Source organism: Pseudomonas sp. HLT2-19-2, assembly GCF_054898005.1.
Window position 1 is genome coordinate 3595694 of the sequence record NZ_CM142712.1, and the last position, 16928, is coordinate 3612621.

The 16928-nt window shown below is 58.9% G+C and carries 16 protein-coding genes; 8 read left to right on the top strand and 8 right to left on the bottom strand.

Features of this window, described 5'->3' with window-relative positions; translation table 11 throughout:
• Nucleotides 1–17: 17 nt before the first annotated feature.
• The 4 genes from hemN to ltrA form a co-directional block, all read right to left on the bottom strand.
• The gene (hemN, locus tag ACYZTU_RS16760) at nt 18–1406 is read right to left on the bottom strand and encodes an oxygen-independent coproporphyrinogen III oxidase (RefSeq protein WP_461964309.1); all 1389 of its coding nucleotides are present in this window, start codon (nt 1404–1406) and stop codon (nt 18–20) included.
• A gap of 22 nt (nt 1407–1428) precedes the next feature.
• Nucleotides 1429–2775 carry an oxygen-independent coproporphyrinogen III oxidase gene (locus ACYZTU_RS16765; protein ID WP_461964310.1) on the bottom strand — a complete coding sequence of 449 codons (1347 nt, stop codon included), beginning with the start codon at nt 2773–2775 and terminating at the stop codon, nt 1429–1431.
• A gap of 116 nt (nt 2776–2891) precedes the next feature.
• Nucleotides 2892–3335 (bottom strand): CopD family copper resistance protein, encoded by a 444-nt coding sequence (locus tag ACYZTU_RS16770; RefSeq protein ID WP_461964312.1) that lies wholly within the window; start codon nt 3333–3335, stop codon nt 2892–2894.
• Between the two features lie 767 nt (nt 3336–4102).
• On the bottom strand, nt 4103–5470 hold the full coding sequence (gene ltrA / locus ACYZTU_RS16775) for a group II intron reverse transcriptase/maturase (RefSeq protein WP_131063531.1): 1368 nt from the start codon (nt 5468–5470) through the stop codon (nt 4103–4105).
• Between the two features lie 555 nt (nt 5471–6025).
• Here ltrA and lldD point away from each other — a divergent pair.
• Entirely contained in the window at nt 6026–7168 is a 1143-nt protein-coding gene (gene lldD, locus ACYZTU_RS16780; RefSeq protein WP_461964314.1) for an FMN-dependent L-lactate dehydrogenase LldD, read from the top strand.
• Between the two features lie 69 nt (nt 7169–7237).
• On the opposite strand, the gene ACYZTU_RS16785 is transcribed toward lldD, so the two are convergent.
• On the bottom strand, nt 7238–7606 hold the full coding sequence (locus ACYZTU_RS16785) for a DUF427 domain-containing protein (RefSeq protein WP_461964316.1): 369 nt from the start codon (nt 7604–7606) through the stop codon (nt 7238–7240).
• Nucleotides 7607–7987: 381 nt separating this feature from the next.
• Here ACYZTU_RS16785 and ACYZTU_RS16790 point away from each other — a divergent pair, with 381 nt between their 5' ends.
• The 5 genes from ACYZTU_RS16790 (at nt 7988) to ACYZTU_RS16810 (ending at nt 12454) form a co-directional block, all read left to right on the top strand.
• Nucleotides 7988–9937, top strand: a complete 1950-nt coding sequence (locus tag ACYZTU_RS16790; protein WP_461964317.1) for a DNA topoisomerase III — start codon at nt 7988–7990, stop codon at nt 9935–9937.
• 71 nt (nt 9938–10008) lie between these two features.
• The gene (locus ACYZTU_RS16795) at nt 10009–10638 is read left to right on the top strand and encodes a glutathione S-transferase family protein (protein WP_461964318.1); all 630 of its coding nucleotides are present in this window, start codon (nt 10009–10011) and stop codon (nt 10636–10638) included.
• Between the two features lie 20 nt (nt 10639–10658).
• On the top strand, nt 10659–11162 hold the full coding sequence (locus ACYZTU_RS16800) for a GNAT family N-acetyltransferase (RefSeq protein ID WP_461964319.1): 504 nt from the start codon (nt 10659–10661) through the stop codon (nt 11160–11162).
• Between the two features lie 520 nt (nt 11163–11682).
• Nucleotides 11683–12012 carry a hypothetical protein gene (locus tag ACYZTU_RS16805; RefSeq protein ID WP_282381476.1) on the top strand — a complete coding sequence of 110 codons (330 nt, stop codon included), beginning with the start codon at nt 11683–11685 and terminating at the stop codon, nt 12010–12012.
• A 139-nt stretch (nt 12013–12151) separates the two neighbouring features.
• Nucleotides 12152–12454, top strand: coding sequence for a hypothetical protein (locus ACYZTU_RS16810; protein ID WP_461964320.1), 303 nt, complete (start codon nt 12152–12154; stop codon nt 12452–12454).
• Here the strand turns inward: ACYZTU_RS16810 and cynR are convergent.
• On the bottom strand, nt 12440–13345 hold the full coding sequence (gene cynR, locus ACYZTU_RS16815; RefSeq protein ID WP_461964321.1) for a transcriptional regulator CynR: 906 nt from the start codon (nt 13343–13345) through the stop codon (nt 12440–12442). The genes ACYZTU_RS16810 and cynR overlap by 15 nt on opposite strands.
• 123 nt (nt 13346–13468) lie before the next feature.
• Here cynR and cynS point away from each other — a divergent pair, with 123 nt between their 5' ends.
• Entirely contained in the window at nt 13469–13936 is a 468-nt protein-coding gene (gene cynS, locus ACYZTU_RS16820; protein WP_461964322.1) for a cyanase, read from the top strand.
• A 104-nt stretch (nt 13937–14040) separates the two neighbouring features.
• On the top strand, nt 14041–14703 hold the full coding sequence (locus ACYZTU_RS16825; protein ID WP_461964323.1) for a carbonic anhydrase: 663 nt from the start codon (nt 14041–14043) through the stop codon (nt 14701–14703).
• An 80-nt stretch (nt 14704–14783) separates the two neighbouring features.
• On the opposite strand, the gene ACYZTU_RS16830 is transcribed toward ACYZTU_RS16825, so the two are convergent.
• Nucleotides 14784–15134: a BON domain-containing protein gene (locus tag ACYZTU_RS16830; protein ID WP_461964324.1), complete on the bottom strand. Its 351-nt coding sequence runs from the start codon at nt 15132–15134 to the stop codon at nt 14784–14786.
• Nucleotides 15135–15305: 171 nt separating this feature from the next.
• Nucleotides 15306–16808, bottom strand: a complete 1503-nt coding sequence (locus tag ACYZTU_RS16835) for an aldehyde dehydrogenase family protein (protein WP_461964325.1) — start codon at nt 16806–16808, stop codon at nt 15306–15308.
• Between the last annotated feature and the right edge of the window lie 120 nt (nt 16809–16928).

Consider the following 16928-nt stretch of genomic DNA (forward strand, 5'->3'; position numbering starts at 1 on the left):
GGACACGCTCCAATGTCTCAGACGGTGCGTGAAAACTGGCCTTTTTGCTCACCACCCAGATAGGCGTCAAACGCCATCGCGGCACTGCGCATCATCAAATGCCCTTGTGGCAACAGCACCAATTCGTCGCGATGAATCTGCAGCAATCCATCGCGCACATGCTCGCCCAACTGTGCCAGCGCCTCGGCAAAATACTCGGTAAAGCGAATGCCATGACCCGCTTCATACTTGTCGAACGAGATACGGCCATGGCACATCAGGTCGCTGATCACCTCGCGGCGCAGCAGGTCGTCGGCGTTCAAGCGGTAACCCCGATGCACCGGCAACATCCCTTGATCGATACGGCTGTAGTACTGAGAAAGCTCCTTGACGCTCTGGCTGTAGCTGTCGCCGACCTTGCCGATTGACGACACGCCAAGGCCGATCAAATCGCAGTCGGCATGGGTGGAATAGCCCTGAAAGTTACGCTGCAGGGTGCCATTGGCCCGGGCCAGCGCCAGCTCGTCATCCGGCAAGGCGAAATGATCCATCCCGATATAGACATAACCGGCCTCGGTCAGACGGCGGATGGTCAGTTCGAGCAGTTCCAGTTTGCGCTCCGGTGGCGGCATGTCGGCGGAGCGAATCAGTCGTTGCGCGCGGACCATCTCCGGCAAATGCGCGTAGCTGTAGGCTGCAATCCGGTCCGGACGCAGCGCGATAATCTTGCTGAGGGTGACGTCGAAACTCTGCACGGTTTGCAGGGGCAGACCGTAGATTAGGTCGACGCTGATCGACTTGAATTGCGCCTCGCGCGCCGCCGCCACCAGCGCATAAATCTGCTCTTCACTTTGCTGGCGATTGACCGCTGCCTGCACGTTGGGGTCGAAATCCTGCACGCCGAAGCTCAGGCGATTGAAGCCCAGTTGCCGCAACGACTGGATCTGCTCGGTGCTGATGGTGCGCGGGTCGACCTCGATGGAAAACTCATGGTCATCGCTGTCATCCATGTTGAACGCCTGGTGCAGGCAGTCCATCAGGTCCGCCAGCTGCTCGCTGGTCAAATAAGTCGGCGTGCCGCCACCCAAGTGCAACTGAGTGAGTTTGCGCGTGCTGTCGAACAAGGCTGCCTGCATCGCGATTTCACGCTTGAGGTATTTCAGGTACTCAACGGCGCGATGGGTTTTCTGGGTAATGATTTTGTTGCAGGCGCAGTAGTAACAAAGGCTTTTGCAGAACGGAATGTGGATGTACACCGACAGCGGTTTCGGCGCAGCCACCTGATTGCTGTCGCGGGCGGCACGCTGATAGTCGTCAACGGCAAACGCCTGATGAAACTGCGGTGCCGTGGGGTAAGAGGTATAGCGCGGCCCGGGGCGGTCATACTTTTCGACCAGGGTTCGATTGAAATCGAATGAAGGTTTCATGATCAAACAACTCTCAGGTGCGTTAATGCCTTGCATCGCCCAAATCCTTTTCAAACAGGCTGCAGATGGCATCCACTTCCGGCCGACCGGCGGGAAGAATGCTGATGAAACGGTCTGACAACTCAATCAATCCATCACGGCTCAATTGCTCCAGCAACGGCCAGACAGCGCAGAAGTACTTTGAAAAAACCAGCCCATAACGCCTCTCGATGGCGCGGATATCCAGCTCCTGATCATAGGCCAAACGCTCCATGACCATTTGCCTGATCTGATCCCCCGCCCCGAAGCGCCAGCCTCGACACGTCGGCAATTGCCGCATGTCCAACTGCTGCTGATAACGTTCAATCTCATCGGTGTTTTGCGTGTACAAATCGTCGATCTGGCTGATGGCACCCAAACCGAATCCGACATGATCGCAATAGCCGTGACGGGAGAACCCCTCACAGGTACGGCGTAACCGGCCTCGCTCCTGGGCGATCGCCAGATCATCATCGGGTCGGACAAACTGCCCCAGACCGATGTAGTGATAACCCGCGCACGTCAGTTGCTCAAAGCAGATCTGGCGCATCGCGCCTTTATCGCCCTGGCTGCACAGCTCTCTGACGTTGTCACCGTGTACCGGCCGATAGCGGCGTGGTGGCCGGGCATAGTCGAACACCATCAGCCTGTCCGGTTCCAGCTCGATAATGGTCGCCAGCTTCAGAGCAAAACTGTCTGGCGTCTGCCAGGCATGGCCGAAACCCAGATCGACGTTGATTGATCGAAAGCCAAAGGTGCGAGCGGCATCCATGAGCGAGTGGATCGGCGCCGGGTTCTGGTAGCAGGCCACCGACCTGTCACAGTCGGCGTCGATATCCGGAACGCCAATGCTCACATGATTGAAACCCTGGTCGCGCAGCAAGCCCATGGTCGACCAGTCGGTATGGTGAAGGTCCACCTCAACGCTGTAGTCGCCGCACTCATGCTCAAGAAAGTTGAACCGGCCACGCAGATGACTCATCAGCCGCTCTAAATGGGCAGCCGTTGGTGTTCCGCCCCCCAGATGGAACTGCTCGACTCGTTGCTCCGCCCCCAGGTGACAACCGACGAGGTCGATTTCACGCTCCAGGTGCTGAAGGTACTGCTCGATGCCGCAGTGCTCGCCGGCGCTATCGCGCGGGGCACAGGATGACGGCTTGAGGTTGGAAGGCAGCTGCACGTTCAGGGACAGCGGCCGGCACTTTTGGCGGCTGACGCGCAGTGCACGAAGCAGATCCAGAGAGCCAATACCGTCATGAAATTTTTGCGTGTCGGCATGACAGTTGGGGTCAAGCACGCCTTGATCGCACCGAGCGATCAATTCGCCTGGGTTGTGAAATAAATCGAGCATGACGGACTCCGAGACTGGCTGCGGATCTTCAGTCTGCGGATCTAACCATCAATGCTCCTTGATTTGCGTCAAGCGCAAGCGAAGTGTCTGCACAACGGACCACCGGTGCGCCTCGATTACCACGTCAGGTAAAACATACCCTTGGCCAGCAGTACGATAACGACCATGTGGAAAAACAGGCTGCCATGGATGAAGTGCAGGTATCGCGGGCTCATTCGGCCGCTTTTGAACAAAAACATAGCGCCCAGGAAATGCAGCAGCACGCTCACGGCCAGCGCGATTTTCAACGCCAGCAATGTGCCAAACGATGAGGCCAAGGGTGAGGCAAGGGCTGGCAAGTAACGCAACCAGACCATGCCCAATCCCGCACCGAACAACACCAGCAGCACCCACGGCATCAGCGAGCGGGCTCGGCGGCCGATGCCCTGTTCGACCAGTAGCATCACTTTGCTGGGTAACTGTTTGCGGATGCTTTCCAGGAACAGGACTTCGAAGAACACCGTGCCGATGAAGATCAGGGCGGCAAACAGATGCAAGGTCAGAATCAGCGGATAGATCATGGAGTTTTCGCCTTGAGTCAAGGCAACCCGCGCTACGGCGAACAGGGGCGTGAGCGCACTGGCTGTCGGTCTCTGGAGACTACAGAGCCCGCCTGGCCATGTGGTTGACACCGATCAAGAAACCGGCAGACCTCCCAAGCTCGTGTGTATATCCGTTTCTGCGGTTACGGCGGCTTAGGGTTCCGCCCTTACGGCGCGTCACTTTGGAAGAGCGCCAAAGTAACCAAAGCGCTTCTGCCCCTTTCGTTCGGTGCCTCGCCTAGGCTCGGCATGCCCTCGCTCCGGTCCTGCTCCGTGGGCCTCTCGAGGGGGCGGTGCATCAAGATCAAAAGCTGCAGGCGAGCTAACGCTCGGCCTGTTGAGTGGTGAGGAGCGTGCGTACACCCCCTCCCCCCGGTAGGAGCTGTCGAGTGAAACGAGGCTGCGATCTTTTGATCTTGCTGTGGCTGTGGCTTTTGATTTTGATCTACTGCCCCTTTCCCAGAGGCCGAACGCAGGCCTTGCGCAGGGGGCACCGCGGCAAGGATGCCGCGGTAGCCGCCCCCGGCCATGGATGGTCGATGGCGGCGGGCCCCCGGAGCAATGCCGGAGTGAGGGCATGCCGAGCCTAGGCGAGGCACCGAATGGAGGGGCAAAGCCTTTTGCTTACTTTTCGCTGGGCCGGCACTCCGGCGTTTGGAAATCGGCATAGGAGGCGGCCATCTGGCCGCGCCCCTGCCACACCACCCGGCATGCGGGTCCGCACCGGGCGGTTCGAGAAGTTGAGGTCAGCAGAGTCGAGGCAGACCCAGCCGGTCGAACCACGCCACCGTAAGCACTCCATGGATCAGACCGACACTGTTGTGCCAGAACCTGTGGCTGTTGCCGGCTATTGCCGCTGCCAAATCAGGGTTTGCTCCAAGTTTGCGCAGTTCACGGTACGTTCTCCTTCCGGTTTTCCATTGTTTGAGCTGGATGGCCCTGAGTCGTCGACGTATCCATTCATCGAACCGGTGCCAGAGGCGAGGGGTTTGCGATAAACCGAAGTACGCTTTCCAACCCAGTAGGTACAGTCTCAGACCTTCCACCACTTGCGACATGCTTCGGCCTCCATTACGAGACGTCAGCTGTCGGATGCGGCTTTTGAACGTCTGCAGCGCTTTGCTTGCCACCCAGCGTTTGACCTCGCCTTGAGCTGACAGCCAAAAGCCGTAGCCCAGAAACTTGCGGCCAAACGCACTGGCAATCGCGCTCTTGCTCTCGTTCACTTGCAGCCTAAGTCGGTCATAAAGGCGACGGAGCACTGCCATTACCCGCTGACCGGCCTTGAGGCTGTGTACGTAAACGTTCGCATCGTCCGCGTACCTGACGAAGCAGTGGCCTCGTCGCTCCAACTCCTTGTCCACCTCGTCCAGCAATACATTGGCCAGCAATGGTGAAAGAGGGCCGCCTTGCGGCGTCCCTCGTTCACTGGCTACCACTACGCCATCGATCAGCGTCCCGCTGTTCAGATAGGCCCGGACCAGACGCAGAACCCCTCGGTCGGTTACCTTCCTGCTCAGTCGAGCGATCAAAAGGTCATGGTCAACGCGATCGAAGAACTGCTCCAGATCGACGTCCACCACAATGTCCCGTCCCAAGTGAATGTATCGCTGCGCCGCCAGTACCGCTTGGTGAGCGCTGCGACCGGGACGAAAACCATAGCTATGATCACTGAATCCCGGGTCCAACAGAGGCTGCAAAACCTGCAACAACGCCTGCTGGATCAGTCTGTCCGTCACCGTCGGAATGCCCAGCTTGCGCTCGCCTCCCTCTGGTTTGGGAATCAGAACTCTACGCACCGGGCTTGGCCGGTACGTTCCCGCCAACAACTGCGCCCGTATGACGGGCCAAGCCGTTTTCAGATGCTCGACCGTCTCATCGATCCCAAGACCGTCAACGCCCGCAGCACCTTTATTTGACCGGACTCGCTTGAGCGCCAGCTGCAGGTTTTCTCTGGTCAGGGCTTCTTGCAGAAGCCCTGACCCCGTGTGGCTCGGGTCATGGCGCGGACAGCCGGCTTCATCGCTGGACGCTTCGCGCCGGGTTTCACCCGTCGCAGCTCCGTCCCGCCCCGATTTCCCGGGCATCTGATGCAAGGCCTGTTGTATCGCCATGGTGAACCTCACTCCTTCTCGTTCGGCCCTTCGCTGCGACGCAGCTACTACGGCCTCTGCTGACTTCTCGCTCCGACTTGCGCCGTCGCCCTTTCAGGCATGAGGCGAGATCTCCCCAGGTAAGAACGCCATCCTTCACCGCACAACCGCCGCATTTACGTCCCCGGCACTTTGGCCACAAGAGCTTCGCAGTCACTTGGCTGCTCGCCCTGACCGGTGACGCCTCAGATGCGGTTCGTGTACCTCGGCTCGCGGTTTACGTTCCACGCTTCCTTCCCACACTCGGTCGCCCTCATGCAGTTGCGCTTCGCTTCATTCGCTGTGGCCAGCTCAAGAGAGGACTTTCACCTCTAGGATGGCGCCCATGCTGGGCGCACAAGTGAGTCGCTGTAAAAGCGAAACCGTCAGCAGCCGCCACCGCAGAAATGGATATGTGCCCCATCTCATCCCAAACTTTTCTTAAGTGAACAGCATTACCGCAATGGGGGCGTTTTCGTTAATCTGATCCGACGCTCGACGCAACCACCGCCCCGCCACTCACCAGACCGAGGCCTCATGATCATTTCATCCGCATCTGACTATCGCGAGGCAGCACGCCGAAAACTTCCACGTTTTTTGTTTGATTACATTGATGGCGGGGCTTATGCAGAGCATACGCTGAGGGCCAATAGCGCTGATCTGACGGGCATCAGCCTTCGTCAGCGCATTCTGAAAAACGTCGAAACCCTGAGCCTTGAAACCACCCTCTTCGATCAACCTCTTTCCATGCCGATCATATTGGCCCCGGTGGGCCTGACGGGCATGTTCGCCCGCCGTGGTGAAGTGCAGGCGGTAAAAGCGGCGGAAAACAAAGGCATCCCTCTCTGCCTATCAACCGTATCAGTGTGCTCGATCGAAGAAGTCTCGGCACACAGCCAGCAATCCATCTGGTTTCAGCTGTATGTGTTGAAGGATCGGGGCTTCATGAAAAATGCACTGGAGCGTGCGAAGGCGGCCGGGGTGAAGAACCTGGTGTTTACCGTGGACATGCCCACACCCGGCGCCCGGTACAGGGACGCACACTCGGGCATGTCAGGCCCTTTTGCGGCATCGCGGCGAATGCTTCAGGCCATGACCAAACCCGACTGGGCATTCAACGTCGGTGTCATGGGGCGTCCACACGACTTGGGCAATATCTCGAAGTACCTTGGTAAAGCCGTGACACTCGAAGACTACATGGGTTGGTTGGCCAATAACTTCGACCCTTCGATCAGTTGGAGTGATCTGGAGTGGATTCGTGATTTCTGGAAAGGCCCGATGATCATCAAAGGCATTCTCGATCCTCAGGACGCCAGGGACGCGGTCAGCTTTGGCGCGGATGGCATTGTCGTGTCGAACCACGGTGGGAGGCAGCTGGACGGCGCACTCTCCACCACCAGGGCATTACCGCCCATCATGCAAGCTATCGGTAATGATCTGACGGTGCTGGTCGACTCGGGCATCCGCTCGGGGCTTGATGTCGTACGGATGTTGGCGCTGGGAGCAAAAGGCGTATTGCTGGGGCGTTCCATGGCCTATGCACTGGCCGCCGATGGTCAACGCGGGGTGGAGAATATGCTGGATATCTTCGCCAAGGAAATGCGCGTCGCCATGACCTTGACCGGGGTGACCTCTATTAGCCAGATTGATGAATCCACGCTGGTGGATGCCGTCCGATGAGCTGAACACCTGACCTTGAAAACGCCGCGCCAATGCGCTGCGTTTTCGTTGATGCCTGGAAAGCGACCATTACTCGAAGTTTTCAATAATCTCGAACTTTACTTGATCGGGATAGAACGCCACGTAATTTTTAATCTGCTCCACCGACACCTTGGGATTTTCATAACTCCACACCGCGTTAGCGCCTTCATGCCCCGGGATTTGCAGGCTGAAATAGCTGGCATCGCCCTTGTAGGGGCAATAGCTCGTGTGATCGGTGCGGGCATAGTACTTTTCATCGATGTCCTCGCGCGGTACGTAATACACCGGAGGATAGTTGGCCTCGAGCAACACCAGCGCCCGTGCGGACGCGGCCACCTGAATACCGTGAAAATTTACAAGCAGGCAGCCCGGCTGCTCTGCGATGGTGATGACAGGACTAGGACCGGAGGTTTTCATCAGATTCTCCTGGGTTATCGGGAGCGCCCTCGCTCCTGTGGCGAGGGAGCTTGCCCCCGATGGGCTGCGCAGCGGCCCCAAAAACTGCGACCGCGATTAATAGGTATACCTCATGTTTCCGTACCGCGACTGCTTCACAGCCGAACGGGGCGGTGCGGCGTTCCGACAAGCCCCCTCGCCACAAGGCCCCGGGGGAACGCGTCAGCGGTATGTGCGCCGCCACCAACTCAATAAACACCCGCAGCTTAGGCGGCACCTGCCGTCCAGAGGGCCAGAGCAAATTGAACTGGTTATCTGTATATCCATACAGATAAAGGTTGCTCCAATCGCATTCCCTGCGCATTCTGTTCACCTCTTCAAACCGACTGAACGATGGTGGTTATGCGGCTGTACCTCTGTGAAAAACCTTCCCAGGCCAAAGACATTGCGGCCGTCCTCGGCGCCAAACGTCGCGGCGACGGCTGCTGGTTGGGAACGGACGTCACGGTGACCTGGTGCATCGGCCACCTGCTGGAAACCGCGCCGCCGGACGCCTATGACGCGCGTTACAAGCGTTGGGTACTGGCGGATCTGCCGATCATTCCAGAGAAGTGGAAGATGATGGTTAAACCGCGTACTGCCAGCCAATACAAGACGGTCAAACGCTTGCTCGGCGAGGCCGATGAACTGGTGATTGCGACCGACGCCGACCGTGAGGGTGAGATGATTGCCCGGGAACTGGTGGAGCATTGCCGTTATCGCGGGCCGATCCAGCGGCTATGGCTGTCGGCGCTGGACGATGCGTCGATCCGCAAGGCATTGGCAGCCCTGAAGCCGGGGGCCGAGACCTTTAGTCTTTATCATTCGGCACTGGGACGTTCCCGCGCCGACTGGCTGATAGGGATGAACATGAGCCGGCTGTTCACGTTGCTGGGGCGTCAGTCCGGTTATCAAGGCGTATTACCGGTCGGTCGGGTACAAACGCCTACCCTGCGCCTGGTGGTGGATCGCGATCGCAGCATCGCCGATTTCGTACCGGTCGCCTATTGGGCCATCGATGTGCAACTGCTGCACGACGGTACCGCGTTCACCGCCCAGTGGCGCGCGGCCTCCGAGGTTTGCGACGATCAGGATCGCTGCCTGAATCAAGCGTTGGCGCAGCAAGCAGCGGCGGCGATTGACAGCGCTGCGAGTGCTCGGGTCATCAAACTGCGCACCGAGCGGATGCGCGAAGTGGCACCCCTGCCCTTCGATCTGGGCACCTTGCAGGAAGTCTGCTCGAAGAAACTCGGGCTCGGTGCCCAGGAAACCCTCGACATCGCACAGGCCCTGTACGAAACCCACAAAGTCATCACCTATCCGCGCAGCGACTGCGGTTATTTGCCCGTAAGTCAGCACAGCGAAGCACCGGGCATTCTTGCCGCGCTGAGGCAGGCTGATCCGGCACTGAACGCCTTGAACGATTTCCTGGAGCCTCAGCGCCGCTCACGGGCCTGGAACGATGCCAAGGTCAGCGCTCACCACGGCATCATCCCCACCGCTGCGGCGAAAAACCTCGAGCGACTGGCGGGCAAGCAGCGGGCGGTCTACACCCTGATCCGCGCGCGTTATCTGGCGCAGTTTCTGCCCAACCATGAATACGACCGGACCCAGGCCGACTTTGACTGCGCCGGTGAAGCCTTGCGTGCCGTCGGCAAGCAAATCGTCGAGCCCGGCTGGAAGCGCGCCCTGCCCGAGGCCCTCGCCCCGGCCAAGGGCCGCGAAGTACCGGCGCCGCAAACACTGCCGGCATTGGCCCAAGGGCGTGACTGCGCGGTGGCCGACGTAAAGCTCAAGGACCTCTGGACGCAACCGCCCAAACCGTTCACCGAAGGCGATCTGATCAAGGCGATGAAGAACGTCGCCAAACTGGTAGAAGATCCGCTACTGAAGCAGAAACTCAAGGACACCACCGGCATCGGCACTGAAGCGACCCGTGCCTCGATCATCCAGGGCCTGCTCGACCGTGGTTATCTGATCAAGAACGGCAAGGCCCTGGCCGCTACCCCGGCCGCTTTCAGCCTGATCGATGCCGTGCCGCGTGCCATCGCCGATCCGGGGACCACGGCGATATGGGAGCAGGCGCTGGACATGGTGCAGAGCGGCGAGATGAGCCTGGAAGAGTTCGTCACCAAGCAGGCCGCGTGGATGAGCAAACAGGTCGCCCGTTGCGCCGGCCTGAGCCTGACCATCAGCGGACCGGCAAGCCCCGCCGGGCGCGGTGCCACGCAGTGGAAAAACAAAGGCAAGCCCGCCAAACGCAAACCCTCGACGGCTACTAGACGCGCGGCAAAACCGGCGAGCAAGGCTTGACGGCACTTCGAGCGAGCTATAAAGGTCTAGTGTTCTTCAAGCCCAGCCCACTTTCTGATAAGGCATCGACCATGATTATCGTGCATCACCTGAACAACTCCCGTTCCCAACGCATTCTCTGGTTGCTGGAAGAACTGGCGATCCCTTACGAGCTGAAACGTTATCAGCGCGACCCGAAGACCAACCTGGCACCGCCGGAATTGAAAGCGATCAATTCCCTGGGTAAATCACCGGTCATCGAAGATGGGGCGCAGAAGCTGATCGAGTCCTCCGCGATCATCGACTACATGATTCGCCGCCATGGCGACGGGCGCCTGCAACCCGATCCGTCCACCCCCGCCTATGATGAATACGTGCAGTGGCTGCATTTCGCCGAAGGTTCGGCCATGTTGCCACTGATGTTGAACCTGTATGTCGGGCGTCTTGGTGAAGCCGGCGCGCCGTTGCATCCGCGGATCGACTCGGAGGTGGCCAACTACCTGGGCTACCTCGACACGGCGCTGAGCCAGTCCGATTACCTGCTAGGCGATGAATGCAGCGCCGCCGACATCCAGATGAGTTTTATCGGCGAGATCGCCAGAGCCCAGGGCAAGCTCGGCGACTATCCTCATATAGCGTCCTGGATTGCACGCTTCCAGGCTCGCCCGGCCTATCAAGCCGCACTGAAAAAAGGTGGGAAATACGATTTCGCCCCGCACTGAGTGCCTCAGGAGCACCCCGCATGCCCTTGATAGAACTGCACGCTGCCCAGCGCGACGAACTGGAAACGATCGAAAACCTGATGCAGTTCTATCTGTATGACTTCAGCGAGTGGCTGCCGCTAAAGCTCGGGGAGCATGGCTTCTTCAACGCCCAGCCTAAACCGGGTTACTGGCGCAAACCCAAAACCCGGCCGTTTCTGATCAAGGTCGACGGAGAATTGGCCGGTTTCGTGACCGTGGACGACGAAACCCATACTCACGGCGCCGAGCACAACATTGGCTACTTTTTTGTCAGTCGGCGCTTTCGTGGCCAAGGCGTCGCGAAGTTTGTCGTTTCCACCCTCTTGAGCCGGTTCCCCGGTCAATGGCAAATTTTCCACCTCGACGCGAACCAGCCTGCGCGGGCGTTCTGGGCCCGGGTCATAGCTAATCTCACCCATGGCGAGTTCACCCTGCATCAGCTATCGGTAGACGGTTATCCCTGCACCTTTTACCGATTCCAGATATCGCCGCCATCGTCCTGACTGGCGCCCTCCGATCGCGCTTTTTAATTCCAAACGACTTTGTCCGACAATATGTAGTGACCAAAAATAATCACTACAAAACCGTTGACGCGTCCGATTTGCCCTTGCATGATGCAGACATCTCCCCGATCGGGAGTACAGGCAACACGTTTGAACAAGCTCGTCTGACCGCCGAGCTGTTTTTCCCGGATACACGCTGCCCACAAGGCAGATTGAAGAAGCTGACCTGGCTTGAACGTCCAGTACAAGGACGAGAAACGCTGGCGATCAATCCTCATGAAGCTTGTGGCCGACCCTGAAAATGTCGGCAGTGGCCTGAAGGTTTTCGCTGCTTCTCCTCGTTGTGACGCTATTGCGTAGCAGTTATTCAACACGACTACATGCAACAGATGCGTGACCCCGTCAATTTGGCGGCCGACCGCTGACGTCCTGGTTTCGGTGCCAGGGATCAACTAACCGATGGGCTACCTGTATTAGCGAATCAACTTTGAAAGATCACCAAATGGTCAAGGGGCTTACTATGAATCTGAACAATCAACCCACTATCGATGAACTGGCTCATCTGTTCGCTGCGCAAAAAGACAGCCATGACAGCCATATTCTGTGGATCAGCAAGTCGGGCCAGGTGCATATCGACTGCCTGTCGCCTCACGCCCATGAAGCGGAGTTCGACAAGAACAACCAGAACCTGCTCGCCCGACTGAAGATGTACCGTCGCGGCCAAGGCTATGTCGGCAAGAAAGCCGCGGCCGACAAGGACTTCATCGGTCATGTTCTGCAAACGCTGAAACAGGCGTGGGCATCGATGCAGTACCAGAACGAAGTTCGGGTGATTGATCGGTTCTCCTGATACCTCCCAGGGGTTTTATTCCAGACCCCATCCCTAAAAAGGCCCCGCTCGTTACATCGAGCGGGGCCTTTTTGTTTGTCTCGTGCGCACCAAACAACGCTATCGTTAACCGTGTGCACTGGATCATTGGAGGTTTGCGATGAAAAAACATCTGACGGGCTTGCTGCTGCTGGTGATGGCCAGTGCTGCCCTTGCAAACAGCGTCCCCGGAGTTCCCTCATTCAATATGGACTGTCCCGGAAACATCGTCGTCCAGGCGGATCAGGACGGGCCGGTATTAATCAACAGCAAGGAAGCCGCCACCAAAGCCATCAACGATCGCCGCTTCGAAGCCAAGGGTTCGGGCTACACCATCTCGATCATCCTCACCGATGATGACTCGGTCACGGTGTCCTCCACTGGCAAGGCACCCAGTGGCGTGTGCCAATCAATGGATGACTGACGTCGTCGACTCAACTGTAGCCGCACCCAACACCAGCTCCATAAACGCCACCGACGCCGCACTGTGATAGTTGTTTTTGCGTCGAAGCAGCGCGGCCCCTCGTTTGGGCGACTCTCCCAACAACGGGATTTTGCGCAACGCGCGGTCCTCGGTGGCAATGGGCTCCGGAAGGATGGTGGCGATGGCCGTGTGCCGAATGACTTCCAGCAAGGTGCTCACCGAGTTGACCTCGATCACCACCTTCGGCGTGATCTGCTCCCGGGCAAAGTACTCGTCAATGCGGGTGCGGGTAACGAAGTCCGCAGCCAGCAGCGCAAATTGCAGTTGCGCCACTTCTTCAGCGGACAACGCAACCTGGCTTTCGTATAACGGGTGATCGCGCCCCACCATGACGCCCAACGTTTCGGTAAACGCCGGGATGGACTCGATGTCGGCATTTCTGACCTGGGTAAACGCGATGGCGATGTCCAGTGAGTCATCCACCAGACCGGCTTCGATGTCATCCATCGACAGCTCGAAAATCTGCAGATGGATGTTCGGAAAGCGCGCCACGTAATCGCGCACCAACGGTCCCACCAGGTACGCCATGAACGTTGGCGTCATGGCCAGCCGCAAGGTCCCGCGAGATAAGTCCTTCACGTCATGCAGCGCACGTTTACCTGCCTCCAGTTCCACCAGCACCCGACGAGCGCATTCGATGTAGGCCTGTCCCGCATCGGTGGGTTTCACCCTGCGCGAGGTCCGGTCAAACAGGCTCACGCCCAGGGTTTCTTCCAGTTGCCGAATCTGTTGGGACAGGGTCGGTTGCGAGACGTGAAGCGCCTCGGCGGCACGGGTGAAGCCGCCGTGGTCGGCAACCGCCAGCAAATAGCGCAAATGTCGTAGCAGCATGGTGTATCACCCTCTATAGGCTGTGCTTATGCGCTGCATTGTATATGGGTCTTGGACGCTATGGATCGATCGGCAGAAGATTGCTCCACACCCAAGCAATACCACCCCGGCAGGAGAAACCCCATGCAACAGTCTCACGCTTACAACGACCCAAGTCTGGCCCTGACGACCTCGATCCTCGATGCAAAAGCGCGTAAAAACCTGTCCTGGCAGGACCTGACCGATGGCACCGGCCTGGGCCTGGCCTACGTCACCGCCGCCCTGCTCGGTCAGCACTCGCTGCCGGAAAGCGCCGCCAAAGTCATTGGCGCAAAACTGGACCTGGACGCCGACACCGTGGCCCGCCTGCAGATCATCCCGTTGCGCGGCAGCCTCTCGGGTGTCCCGACCGACCCGACCATTTACCGTTTTTACGAAATGATCCAGATTTACGGCACCACCTTGAAAGCCCTGGTTCATGAACAATTCGGCGACGGCATCATCAGTGCGATCAACTTCAAGCTCGACATGAAGAAAGTCGACGACCCGGAAGGCGGCTCCCGCGCAGTGATAACCCTCGACGGCAAGTTCCTGCCACTGCGTCCTTTCTAAGTTCTGCGAGGACTTCGTCCGAACGCGGCCCGCCTCGGACGCAGCCTCGCGGGCTCGGCAGCTGCTACAAAATATTCATTCGACTCACGCATGAGGACATCGCCATGAAAGCGCTCATAGAAGGTTTTTTGAAGTTTCAGAAGGAAGCCTTTCCGCAACGCACCGACTTGTTCAAACACCTGGCCACCACCCAGCATCCGGGTACGCTGTTCATCACCTGTTCCGACAGCCGGGTCGTGCCAGAACTGCTGACCCAACAAGAACCCGGTGAACTGTTTGTGATCCGCAACGCCGGCAATATCGTGCCCTCTTACAGCCCGCACCCCGGCGGTGTGTCGGCCACGGTCGAATATGCGGTCGCCGTGCTGGGCGTTACTGACATTGTGATCTGCGGCCACTCGGATTGCGGCGCCATGACCGCCGTCGCGAAGTGTAAATGCATGGACCACCTGCCCGCCGTCAGCGGCTGGTTGCAACATGCCGAGTCGGCGAAAGTCATCAACGAATCCCGTCCTCACGCGAGTGATGCGGCGAAGGTGAGTTCAATGGTTCGGGAGAATGTCATCGCGCAACTGGCCAATATCCAGACGCACCCAAGCGTGCGCCTGGCTCAGGAGAAAGGCCTGTTGAATTTGCACGGTTGGGTCTACGACATCGAGACCGGTTCGGTCGACGCCCTGGATGCCAACAGCCGCAGTTTCGTGGCGCTGGCAGAGTATCCGGACACCTGCGCCCTTCAAGCTCGATCCGTAGAAGCAGCAGCCTGAAGCTTGAATTTACTCGCCGCGAGATGATCGATGCAGCGCTCCCGGCTCACGGGAGCGCTGCGCTGACGCGATCGACAGGGTCATTTATCGTCCGTCTTGGTTGACGATTGTGGCCTACTCTCAGCGCTCTCTTCGGCGTTGGGTGGTTCTGGAAAAGTGCCTGGCGTGAACACGTGAGTCAGCAAGTCTCTGGCATCGACTTCGACGACTCCTTGAACCGAACGGGCCAGAGCAACAGCCTGCTCACACTGTTTATGGGTGTTGACGCGACCGCTCAACGCCACCGTGCTCCCATGGGTTTTGACATGGATTTGCAGGCCGAAGCTTGGTTCGGCCATTGCCAGGGCTGACTTCACCCTGGCGGTAATCCACGTGTCGTGAACGCCCCTTTCCAGATCCTGAGAGTAATGTTGAAACGAATGAAGTTTCATGGTGCAACCCTCCTCACGTAATCAGATGCGCTGTCCGTCCCATTTGCTATGCAGCCCTCTGCCTCTCAGGCGAGCGTTATGGGACATCTGATTCGTTTTGGAGTGCTCGCCACGCCAATACAGACGCACATTAAGTATAGTGCGGCCGTCGCCTGGGGTCGGAGTGCCGCCTCAGCGTTTGACCGACAGATCCGTCTGGGTCATACGGCTACGGATCGTGAACACCCCGTCGCCCGAGAGAATCGCGCTGCGAGCAAACAGTCGACCGCTTTCCCAGTTCGAAAGACCCAGTTCCGGCTTGTTCAGCGCGTATTGCCCGTCGACCCAGCGGGTAATCCCGTTGCCGACAAAAGGTGCGTTGACCGCGTTGTAGAAGCGTTCCTGAGCCTCGGCATCCTCACTGATCAATGACACAGTGAACTGCGGGCTATAGCGATTGAACAACGCGATGGCGCTGTCCAGGTCATCGACGATCTTCAGGCTGACTTCCGGGGTTTCTTCCCATTCCCACTCGCGGCCCAACTGATCTTCGGGCAGCGGTTCGGCCAACGCTTCGGTTTGATAGCCTTCGGCGCGGTACACCTCAACGCTTGCGGTCTGCCAATCGCTCGGCAAGTGCTGCTCGCTGCCCTCGACGATGTGCAATTTGCAGCCCTGTCCCCGTGCGGTGCCGGCCTGTTGCAGCGCGTCCAGGAACAACGGCAGCAATTCGGTGACACGGTCACGGTGGATCAGGCAGACGTTCAGGGTGTTGCAGACTTTGCGATCCAGCGAGTTGCGCACCACCGCGGCAAAGCGCTTGGCGTCGGCGACCTTGTCGGCGATCAGCCAAGCGCCACCGGTGCCGTGCAGGCTGACGGCGGTGCCGGCCTGTTGGGCGATGCTACCCAGTTGGCTGACGGCACGACCCGAACCCCGGGCCACCGCCAGCGACAGGCGCCGGTCGGCGAACATCGCCCAGCCGGCGGCGTGATTGACGCTTTCCACCAGCGACACCGCGCCAGTGGGCAACCCGGCGTCGCTCAGTGCCGGATTCAACGCGTGGGTGACGATGGCTTGCGCCGTGCCCAACGCATCGCTGCCGATGCGCAGCACCGCCGTGTTACCCGTGCGCAACACACCGGCAGCATCGGCAAAGACGTTCGGTCGGCCTTCGAAGACGAAAGCGACGATGCCCAAGGGCGAGACCACTTGCTCGACTTTCCAGCCGTCATGCTCGACGCAACTGAGCACTTTGCCGCGCGTGGCAGACGCATCGCGCCAGGCCCTGAGGCCGGCGATCATGTCGCGGCGCATGCGTTCATCCGCCAGAAGCCGCGTGGTGGAACGTCCGCGGGTCTTGGCCCGCTCGATGTCAGCCAGGTTGGCGGCTTCGATCAAGGCCCAGCAGTCAGGATCTTCCAGGCGTTGGGCAAAGCGATCAAAGAACTCGCTGATGGCTTGATCCGAGACCGCGGACATTGCGCTGAAAGCCGCTTCGGCACGCTCGATTGCAATGGCCGCCGCTTGCTGGTCAGCCACCGGGATCAGCAACAACTCGCCGCTGACCTGCTCCACCAGCAAATGGTCCCCGGGCTGAAAGCGCGCGGCCAGTTCGGGGCTGACCACAGAGACACGATTGCCGGCGAAAGGGATAGGCGTGCCAGCGACTAGACGTTCGAGCGCAAGAGACATGAAGCGGTTTCACCATGCAATGAGCGGCCGGAAAATGTATAGGAAAATCCCTGGAGCGTCATTACCCGCACGCCTGACCGGAATCGAAAACCCGGCAGCCCGTCACCCCCTAAGCTAAAA